The organism is Micromonospora sp. NPDC003197, assembly GCF_053590565.1.
This window is the reverse complement of record NZ_JBSFTE010000004.1, coordinates 323,432-333,063: the sequence shown is the minus strand read 5'-3', so window position 1 is coordinate 333,063 and position 9,632 is coordinate 323,432. Positions and strand designations below refer to the sequence as shown.

Here is a 9,632-nt window from a genome sequence, read left to right as displayed (position 1 = left end):
CGGACTCTCCACCGGCACATCATTCGCCACCAGCACCAAATGGCACGACTACTTCGGCCTCAACGGCGAAACCACCCTCTGACCGGGCAGACGGAAAGCTTTCGATAGCGACCGTTCACGCCAGGTCGACCGGGCCGTAGCGGGTTTGACCGGCACCGGTGTTCAGTGCCCAGTAGCGGTCGCCGTACGACCAGTGCCACCACTCGGTCGGGTAGTTGACCATGCCGACCGACCGTAGTGCCGCGCCGAGGATGTCGCGATTGCGGCGAGCCTCCGCTGAAATGTCCGGGGACGCGGTGAAGCAGGCGTCGGCACTCTGCACGGGAGTGGCGTTCAGGGCCGTTCCCATGTCGAGTTCGTGCCCCTCCTCCGTGCACAAGGTGAGGTCGACGGTGCCGCCGGTGCTGTGTGGGGCAACCTCGGGCGGTGAGATGTACTTACTGGCCTCGACGTGCAGCCGCTCAGCACCCCAGTCCGGATACCGCACGCGCAACTCGTCGAGATAGTCCTGGAAGTACTTGGTCTGGAGCCACAGTGGCCGGTAGCCCTCAACGATCAGCAGCCGCAACCCCTCCGGAAGCGATCGCTGGGCGGCCAGCAGCTTCTCGACCGTGGCTTCCCGCAGGTGTGCGTACGCTCCGGCCGCATCGGCCAGCCGGCCGTCCACCCGAAATTCCGGGATTTCCCGCAGATCGACCAGGGCCTCCCGGTTGTCGCCGAGCGGGATGGCGGAGATTCGCTGGTCGGAGAGCAGGATCACGAAAGGGCTCCTATCAGGTCGGTGCCGGGCAGTGCCGCCGGCGGCGGTCGACTCCACCCCGGTCAGCACCGCATCCGGGGTGGCCGCCGGGGCCGGGCTGAGATGGCCCGCCGGACCGACCCCGGCGGTGATCGACCAACCGCTGAAGATCAGGATATCGAGCAGGCGGCGAACCGGATACCGGCTCGCCGCCAGATCTGGGGATCGTTCGGCGGGTACCACCCCGGGCGCGGCAACTCAACGCGCTAACAGGCCGCGCGGATGGGTGGGTGCTCCCGGGCGGTGGTATGAACGGTTGCCGCTGCTCAGGCAGCCTCCCCGCGAGCTGATGTCCACGTGCGCAGGTTGGACACGAAGGGACTGTGAGGGCATAGCGGGTGCTGAGCTGACCTGCCAACGCGGCGTCTAAGCCGGCCGGGCGACCGGCCCGGCGCCGATTGGCGTCAGGCCGGTCGCGCCGTCGATGCTGCGCCACTCGCACGTACGTGCGGAAAACTTCAGTAGTCGATGTTGATGGCGGCGATCTGGCGGCTGCCATTCCAGATGATGGCGGGGCCGGCAAAGCGGGAGCTGGGGTAGGTCAACGCCGTTTTGTGCCCGGGGCTGTTGAACCAGGCCTCGATCATCTGCTCGGGTGAGGAGTTGCCCGAGGACGCGAACAGGACCTCATGGCCGCAGTGCTCGAAGGTGCCCGCATCCAGGTTCTGCTTCACGCAGCTTTCCGCGGCGCGTTGCTGCGTCGTGCCCAGCTTGACCTCGGACAACCCGAGCGCGCGGCGCCGCTCGTTGAGCAGCACCAGCAGACGCTGTTCCGTTGCGGACACGCCGGTGGACGTGCTGGCAGGTTTGGCCGTCGACTTGGTCGGCGTCGGTGGCTTGGTCGACGTGGGCGACTTGGTGGGGGTGGGGCTTGACCGCAAGGGAGTCGGGGACCCGTCGGGCACTGCCGGGGAAGGCGACGCGAGCGCGGATGGGGTCGTCTCGGCGGCGGATCCGGTGATCGCGGTCGGGGACTGCGTGCCTGTCGCGCTCGCCGACTGCTGGCTCGGCCCGGCCGGGTAACCGGCGAGGATGGCCCCTCCCCCGCCAACTATGACGGCGGCCGCGACGACGCCGACCAGGGTCTTGGGCAGGGACAGGGCCGCGACGCGGGCCTGCTGCAGCACCCCGGCGGTTTTCACGGGCGCCCCGATCGACGCGACGCCCTGCGACGACTCGGTTGCGGTGTGCACCTGATGCATGACGTACGAGGTGAGGCCGGCCGGAAGCGGCGTGAGCGCCAGTCCCACCAGCAGCCGCTCGGCCGGGACCAGGTCCGACGTGACGTCCGGGCAATACGCGCAGGCCCGAATGTGTCGCGCCAACCGCTTGCGCCACACCGGCGCCGGTCGACCGCCCCAGTCGGAGGCCGTGTCGAGCAGGCCGGCACAGCCGGGCCGGACGGCGAGGGCTCGCACCACCAGCCGAGCGGTGTCCAACTGCGCCTTCATCCGGGCCACCCGGACGGTCACGTGGTGTGGGTCCAGTTGCAAGGCATCGACCAGGTCGGCGCGGGAAAGGTGACCGGCCTCGGCCAGCCACCACAGGGACAGCAGGTGGCGGTGGTCGTCGTCCAGCCAGCGCGTGGCCACGGCGACCTCCCGGCGCTGATCGGAGAGGCGTAGCTGGGTAATGGTCAGGTCCTCGAAGTCGGAACCCGGATCGATCAGATTGTCGATGTCCTCCGGCGGGGTCGGTGTGGCGTGCCGGTACTGATGGTAGGAACGGACCTGGTTCATGGTGACGGCCACCAGCCACGACCGGAAACGCCGCGGATCGCGCACGCCCGCCAGCCCTCGCACGACGCTCAACATCGTGTCCTGCACCACATCGTCAACATCCGCCGATCGATTCAGTGCCCGGCCCACGATGTTGTACACCAGCGGCAGATAGTGCGAGACCAGCTCGTCCATCGCCGTCTGATCGCCGTGGCGTGCCACGTCCACCACCGCCGACATGTCGGTCCTGTTCGAGTACGCGTGATCGGTCACGCTCACAACCTCGCCTTCCGAGACATCCTCGTACGACGTGGAGACTGGCTGACACCCGTTCAGGTCACACAAACTCATGTCGTCACCGTCGAAATGCCGCGACAGTACCGACGACCAGATCGGTGGACTCGTCCGCAGAGAAAGGCCCCCGCTGTTGACGCGGCACGCGGTGGGAAACACGGCAGAGCCCTCGGGCGCTGCCCTGATCGGCCCCAGCCACCTCCGCCCGCCACTCAGGGGAGGCAATAGCATCTGCCTGGCTGCGGCGCCCTCAGCTCAGTAGGGCTGGCCGCATCTCCGCGCCCAGGTTGATCCCGCCAACCACCCGGGTACGGCTGGGGTCGTACACGTCGATGGTGTTGTTACGGCGCATCAGTTCCCGGGCCGGCGGCGGCAACGGCGGCGGCTTCTCCATCTCCGCCCGAACCTGCCGAGCGGTGGCGATCAGCCGATGGGCCAGCGCGGCCGCATCCACATCCACCGGAACGCGGCCGTACTCCCAGCCGTCGGCGGTGAGGTCGAGCACCTCGAACACGCGAGTCAACAGCGGGTTCGGGTCGGTCGCCCGTACGAACTGGGCCGCCTGGTTGCCGACCGCCGTGACAGCCGCAGCCACCTGCACGTACGGGTGGAAGCCGCACGGCAATGCGAACAGCGGCCACCGCAGCTGCGGCCCCGCCGCCTTCCACAGCGGCCGGTAGTTACGGCGGTCGACGATGAACCGACGACCGGTATGCCGATAGAGGTCAGCAACCTGGGCGAGCAGCGCCGTGTGGGCCTCGTCGGCGAATTCGTGAATGATCCTGGCCGCCACCGCCAGGCCGTCGGGCCCGTCCAGCAGCCGCGTCACCGCGTCTGCCTGATCGGAGAACCGGACCTGGACACCGGGGCCGAACCGCTGCCGTACTTCTTGGAACAGCGACTCCTGCCGGACTGGATCATGCTGGATCTGCTTCCTGCCCAGCACAAACCGCAACCACCGCATGTCGCCTCGCTTCAGCAGCCTCCTGAGGACGCGGCAATGCTACCGGGATGCGGGCCAGTGCTCCGCAGCGGCGACAGCGTGAACGCGGATACCGACGATTCGGCCCCCGGTGGGCGGTTCGGCAGAGTTGCCTGGGTGGACGGGCGGGATGTGCCACCCCGCCCGTCCCCGTGCCGGGCTAGTAGGCGTAGAAGGACAGCCAACGCCCGGCTTCGTAGGTGCGGAGTGTGCCCAGGCCCCAGCCCACTCCCGTGCAGTCCGAGGTCGTAAAGGCGACGACGTTCTCGAATCCACTCCAGCCGATGTGACTGTCCGCGGTGGCCGGCATCGCGGTGCACTTGACGGGCCCGGCGGGGAAGTTCGCGACCTTGTCCTTCAGGTGCCCACTGTAGAAGGTGAGACCGGAGTCCTGTGCCGAGGCGGGCGACGCCACGACTCCGAGCCCGATGGTCATGGTTGCCGACATGGCCAGAGTCGCAGCGAGCCTGGTTGACCTTTTGCGCATCGAAAAAATCTCCAACTCATCGATGAGTGATGCCCCCATCGTGGTCGGATTTTGTTGAACGCGCAACCATCTCGTGGGGTTCACAACGCGCGCGGTAGCCCTCCCTACTCCGCGATGGTGCGACGCAACTCCCGTTTGAGCACCTTGTGACTTGGCCCGAGCGGTAGCTCCGCGACAAACCGGATCCGGCGGGGATACTTGTGCCGGCCGAGCCGCTCCCGCGCCCAGCCGATGAGCTCCTCGACGTCCGGCGGGTCGACCGAGGGATCCCGCACCACCACCGCGCAGATCTCCTCGCCGTGCACCGGATCTGGTACGCCGATCACGGCGACCTGGGCAACCGCCGGGTGCCGGGCCAGCACCTCTTCCACCTCGCGCGGGTAGACGTTGAATCCGCCCCGGATGACCACGTCCTTGGTCCGGTCCACGATGGTGACGAAGCCATCGGAGTCCCGTATCCCGAGGTCACCGGTACGGAACCAGCCATCGACCACCGCCTCGCCGGTCGCCTCCGGGCGACCGAGGTAGTGAGCGAAGACATTGTGCCCACGGACCACGATCTCGCCCAGCTCACCGACACCCAGCAGCTCGATCCGCTCCGGGACCTCTGGCCGGGCGATCTCCACCTCGACCCCCCAGACCGGATGGCCGACCGTACCGACTCGGGTGCCGAAGTGCGGCTGGTTGGTGGTCGCGGTCGGTGAGGTCTCCGAAAGGCCGTACCCCTCGAAGATGGTGGTGTCGAACGCCTCGTTGAACCGGTCGAGTACGGCGACCGGCAGCGACGCGCCACCGGAGATGCAGAGCCGCAGCCGAGGCAGCTCGGTACGTCCGACGGCAGCCGTCAGCAACGCGATATACATCGTCGGTACGCCGTGGAAGACGTCCACCCGTTCTTTGACCATCAACTCCAGTGCGGCCGGCCCGGTGAACCGGGTGAGCAGCACCAGCGTGCCGCCGATCCGGAAGGTGCCGTTCATCGCCACCGTCTGCCCGAAGCTGTGGAACAGCGGCAGACAACCCAGCACCACATCGGTGGGGCGGGCATCGTTGGCGTCGAAGACGTTCACCATCGCGTTCATCACCAGGTTGAGGTGGGTCAGCACGGCGCCCTTCGGCTCACCGGTAGTGCCACTGGTGTAGAGGATCACCGCCGGATCCTCCGCGCTGCGCGAGGCGTACGACCGCAGCGGCTCCAACTCGGCGCAGATCTCTTCCAGTCGCTGGACCGACGCCTGCGGCGGCGCTGTCGGATCCGACGGCACCGCCCCGACGGTGACCAGCGGGATGCCGGCCCGCTCGGCGGCTGCCGCGCCCATCGCCAGTTGGCTGCTGTGGCAGATCAGCAGGTCAGTCCGACTGTCCCGGAGGACGTAGGCCGCCTCGTCCGCAGTGAGTAGCAGGTGGACCGGAACCACTGTCGCGCCGACCGCCAGCGCCGCGTAGTAGGCGCGTGGGAAGTCGATCACGTTCGGCGCGAGCAGCGCGACCGTACCGCCGGGTCGCACGCCCAGCTCGCGCAGACCCGCAGCGGACGACCGGGCCTCCTGCCACAGCTGCGCGTAGGTGACTCGGGTCTCGCCATCCACGACCGCGACCCTCGTCGGGTACCGCCGGGCGGATTCGGCGAGTACGGCGGCGAGCGACAGGCTGGTCATCACGCCTCCCGGGCGAAGTAGAGACGACTGACCGTCTCGGCCACGCAGACCGGTTTGCCACCACTGTCGCTCTCCACGGTGACCGTATTGACCAGCTGAACTCCGTCGGCCACCTCGGTCACCTCGTCGATCCGGACCGTGGCCCGAATCCTGCTGCTGGTACGCAGCGGGGCCGGGAACCGTACCCGGTTCAAGCCGTAGTTGACTCCCATCCGGAGTCCCTCGACCCGGTAGACGTCCCGAACCAGCGCCGGCAGCAGGGACAGGGTGAGGTAGCCGTGCGCGACGGTGCCGCCGAAGGGGCCGGACACGGCCCGCTCCGCGTCGACGTGGATCCACTGGTGGTCGTCGGTGGCGTCGGCGAAGAGGTCCACCCGGCCCTGCTCCACTGGATGCCACTGCCCCGGGCCGAGAATCTGCCCGGTCGCAGCGACGAGTTCACTGGGGGTGGTGAAGGTCCGTACGCCGGATTCGAAGGTCGTCATGCCAGATTTCCCCCGAGCTTCGTGTAGCCGCGCAGCAGGTCGCGGGAGATGATCAGGCGTTGCATCTCGTCGGTGCCCTCGAAGATGCGCAGCAGCCGGACCTGCCGGTACCACCGTTCGATCGGCAGTTCCCGGGTGTAGCCCATGCCACCGTGGATCTGCATCACCCGGTCCACCACCCGGTTGACCATGCCGGCGCCGTAGAGCTTCGCCATCGATGAGGCGTGCCTCGGGTCGAGTCCGGCGTCGATGGTCCAGGCCGCGCGGAGCACCAGCCAGCGGGCCGCCTCCAACTCGGTCTCCGAGTCGGCCAGCATCCAGCTGATGGCCTGGTTTTCGCCGATCGGTCGGCCGAAGGTGTGCCGGGTGTTCGCGTACTCGATCGCCATGCCCAGGGCCCGTTCGGCGATGCCGAGCGCGTGCGACGGGATGACGTAGCGCCCCTTGCCGATCCACTGCATGGCGAGCGGGAAGCCCTGCCCGACCTCACCGAGGACGTTCCGGTGCGGTACCCGGACGTCCTCGAAGATCAGCGACGCCGGCCCGCCCTCCCCCATCGTCTGGATGAATTCCGAACGCCAGCCCATCGTCCGGTCCACCAGGAAGGCGGTGCTGCCTCCCTTGCGGACGTCCTTGTCCCGGTCCGTCACGGCGATGACGATGGCGAAGTCGGCCTCGTTGCCGCCGGTGATGAAGGTCTTCTCGCCGTTGAGCACCCAGTCGTCGCCGTCGCGGCGGGCAGCGAACCGGATGTTGGCCGCGTCCGAGCCGGCGCCGGGTTCGGTGATGGCGAAACAGGAACGACGTTCGCCCTCGATGGTCGGCAGCAGGTATTCGCGCTGCTGCTCGTCGTTGGCGTGGAAGAGGATGTTGTCCGCCTCCCCGCCGAACCGGAACGGCACGAAGCTGCGACCCACCTCGGTCCAGATCAGTGACTGGGTGACGGCCGGCAGGCCCATTCCGCCGTACTCGTCCGGGGTGTCCAGGCCCCAGAAGCCGAACTTGCGGGCTTTGAGCTGCAACTCGCGTAGCTGGTCGGGCTCCAGGCTGGGCTGGTGGGCGCGCTCGCGGCGGAGCACCTCCGGCTCCAGCGGTACGACCTCACGGGTGATGAACTCCCGGGCGGTGTCCCGGATCGCCCGCTCCTCATCACTCAGTGCGAAGTCCACGATCTCCTCCTCCTCTGGGTCTGCTCGTCGGGGCGCCGACGCTCAGCGAGCACCGCCGTTGACGTAGAGGGTCTGGCCACTGACGTACGAGGCGTCGTCGCTGGCCAGGAAGGCGACCACCGAGGCGATCTCTGCCGGCTGGCCGACCCGACGCAGCGGGGTCAACTCGGCGACCATCTTCTGGTGGTCCTCCGGGTTGGACCCGACCCGAACGGCGGTGGCGGCGGTCATCGCGGTGGCCACGTATCCGGGGGCGACCGCGTTGACGGTGACGTTGTACGGGCCCAGTTCGATGGCGAGGGTGGCGGTGAGTCCCTGTACACCGGCCTTGGCCGCGGCGTAGTTGACCTGCCCCCGGTTACCCAGGGCGGAGCGGCTGCTCAGGTTGACGATTCGGCCGTAGCGGGCGGCGACCATCCGCTTCTGGGCCGCCTGGCAGCAGTGGAACATGCTGGTCAGGTTGGTGTTCAGCACCGCGTTCCACTCGGCGGCCGTCATCTTGAACAGCAGGTTGTCCCGGGTGATGCCGGCGTTGTTGACCAGGATGTGCAGTCCGCCGAGTTCGGCGACCACCTGCTCGGTCATCGCCTCGACCGCGTCAGCGTCGGTGACGTCGCAGCCGATACCGATCGCCCGGCCGCCGGCGGCGGTGAGTTCGTCGGCAACGAGTTTGCTCCGCTCGGCGTCGAGGTCGACAACCGCGACGGCGGCCCCCTCTGCGGCGAGCCGGTGGGCGGTGGCGGCACCGATGCCCTGCGCCGCCCCGGTGACGATGGCGACCCGGTCGACAAATCTGTTCATGCTCTCTCCCCTGTAATCAGTTGAAGGCCTTGACGCCGGTCAGCGCCCGACCGATGAGCAGTTGCTGGATCTGGCTGGTGCCCTCGTAGAGGGTGGCGACCCGGGCGTCGCGCAGATACCGCTCGACCGGATGTTCGTTGATGTAGCCGTGTCCGCCGAAGACCTGAAGCGCGTTGTTCGCGGCCCGGACGGCGGCCTCGCTGGCAAAGAGTTTCGCCATCGACGCTTCGGTGGCGAAGGGCTGCCCTCGGTCGATCAGGTTGGCGGCCTGCCAGACAAGCAGCCGGGCGGCGGCGGTGTCGACGGCGATCTCGGCGAGCAACTGCTGTACCAGTTGGTGTCCGGCGATCGGCCTGCCGAACTGCTCCCGCTGGTTCGCGTAGGCCAGCGCGGCGTCGAGGCTGGCCTGGGCAATTCCCACGCAGCCGGCGGCGACCGACACCCGCCCCTTGGCCAGGGTGCTGAGGGCGAGTTTGAAGCCGACACCTTCGGCACCGAGTCGCGCACTGTCGGGCACCCGTACCTGGTCGAGGACCAGTTCGGCGGTGTCCTGGCTGCGGAGCCCGAGCTTGCCGTGGATCTTGCGGCGGGTCAGTCCGGCGCTCTCGGTGGGGATCAGGAAGGCGGTGATTCCCCCGGCCCCGGGGCCGCCGGTACGGGCGAAGAGCAGCAGTACGTCGGCGATGGTGCCGTTGGTAATGAACATCTTCGCACCACTGATCAGCCAGTCGGCACCGTCGCGAACCGCCCGGGTCCGCAGTGCGGCGGCGTCGGATCCACTGTCGGGTTCGGTGAGCGCGAAGCTGCCCAGGATTTCGCCGGCACAGAGTCCAGGCAGCCAGCGGGTCTTCTGCTCGGGCGTGCCGTGGGCCGCGATGGACTTGGCGACCAGTCCGAGGGAGGTCGTGACGATGCCGCGCACCGACGAGTCGCCTCGGCCGAGTTCCTCCAGCACCAGGCAGTACGTCAGGTGGTTGCCGCCGGACCCGCCGTCGGTCTCGTCGATGGTCAGGCCGAGGAAGCCGAGGTCGCCCAGTTTCTTGACGATGCCCGGGTCGAGGGCTTCGGCCCGGTCGGCTGCGGCGGCGTACGGGGCCACTTCCCGATCGACGAACTCGGCCGCGAGTTGACGCACGGCGGTCTGCTCCGCCGAAAGGCTCAGATCCATGGGCATTAAACTAGCGGTGCAAGTTTTAACTCGTCCAGACCCCGATGTGAAAGAGTTCCGACCGTGCACAT

The 9,632-nt window shown here is 68.2% G+C and carries 9 protein-coding genes; all 9 read right to left on the bottom strand.

The window, feature by feature from the left end; genetic code table 11:
• Positions 1-115 precede the first annotated feature (115 nt).
• Complete coding sequence (locus tag ACWDV4_RS06910) at positions 116-982, bottom strand: M15 family metallopeptidase (protein WP_449975499.1); 867 nt, start codon at positions 980-982, stop codon at positions 116-118.
• 275 nt (positions 983-1,257) lie between these two features.
• Entirely contained in the window at positions 1,258-2,790 is a 1,533-nt protein-coding gene (locus ACWDV4_RS06905) for a sigma-70 family RNA polymerase sigma factor (protein WP_449975497.1), read from the bottom strand.
• A 271-nt stretch (positions 2,791-3,061) separates the two neighbouring features.
• Positions 3,062-3,775, bottom strand: coding sequence for a hypothetical protein (locus ACWDV4_RS06900; RefSeq protein WP_449975496.1), 714 nt, complete (start codon positions 3,773-3,775; stop codon positions 3,062-3,064).
• 178 nt (positions 3,776-3,953) lie between these two features.
• A complete protein-coding gene (locus ACWDV4_RS06895) occupies positions 3,954-4,241 on the bottom strand; it encodes a hypothetical protein (protein WP_449975494.1) in 288 nt (95 codons plus the stop codon).
• Between the two features lie 143 nt (positions 4,242-4,384).
• Complete coding sequence (locus ACWDV4_RS06890; RefSeq protein ID WP_449975492.1) at positions 4,385-5,938, bottom strand: long-chain-fatty-acid--CoA ligase; 1,554 nt, start codon at positions 5,936-5,938, stop codon at positions 4,385-4,387.
• Complete coding sequence (locus ACWDV4_RS06885) at positions 5,938-6,423, bottom strand: MaoC family dehydratase (protein ID WP_449975490.1); 486 nt, start codon at positions 6,421-6,423, stop codon at positions 5,938-5,940. The genes ACWDV4_RS06890 and ACWDV4_RS06885 overlap by 1 nt, the downstream gene beginning before the upstream one ends.
• Positions 6,420-7,592: an acyl-CoA dehydrogenase family protein gene (locus ACWDV4_RS06880; RefSeq protein ID WP_449975488.1), complete on the bottom strand. Its 1,173-nt coding sequence runs from the start codon at positions 7,590-7,592 to the stop codon at positions 6,420-6,422. The genes ACWDV4_RS06885 and ACWDV4_RS06880 overlap by 4 nt, the downstream gene beginning before the upstream one ends.
• A 42-nt stretch (positions 7,593-7,634) precedes the next feature.
• Complete coding sequence (gene fabG / locus ACWDV4_RS06875) at positions 7,635-8,393, bottom strand: 3-oxoacyl-ACP reductase FabG (RefSeq protein ID WP_449975486.1); 759 nt, start codon at positions 8,391-8,393, stop codon at positions 7,635-7,637.
• Positions 8,394-8,409: 16 nt separating this feature from the next.
• Positions 8,410-9,561: an acyl-CoA dehydrogenase family protein gene (locus ACWDV4_RS06870; protein ID WP_449975485.1), complete on the bottom strand. Its 1,152-nt coding sequence runs from the start codon at positions 9,559-9,561 to the stop codon at positions 8,410-8,412.
• Positions 9,562-9,632 lie beyond the last annotated feature (71 nt).

Bases quoted from the DNA above. Each gene is read 5' to 3' on its own strand.
- ACWDV4_RS06900 (WP_449975496.1), bottom strand. From the start codon at position 3,775: ATGCGGTGGTTGCGGTTTGTGCTGGGCAGGAAGCAGATCCAGCATGAT.
- ACWDV4_RS06895 (WP_449975494.1), bottom strand. From the start codon at position 4,241: ATGTCGGCAACCATGACCATCGGGCTCGGAGTCGTGGCGTCGCCCGCC.
- ACWDV4_RS06890 (WP_449975492.1), bottom strand. From the start codon at position 5,938: ATGACCAGCCTGTCGCTCGCCGCCGTACTCGCCGAATCCGCCCGGCGG.
- ACWDV4_RS06885 (WP_449975490.1), bottom strand. From the start codon at position 6,423: ATGACGACCTTCGAATCCGGCGTACGGACCTTCACCACCCCCAGTGAA.
- fabG (WP_449975486.1), bottom strand. From the start codon at position 8,393: ATGAACAGATTTGTCGACCGGGTCGCCATCGTCACCGGGGCGGCGCAG.
- ACWDV4_RS06870 (WP_449975485.1), bottom strand. From the start codon at position 9,561: ATGGATCTGAGCCTTTCGGCGGAGCAGACCGCCGTGCGTCAACTCGCG.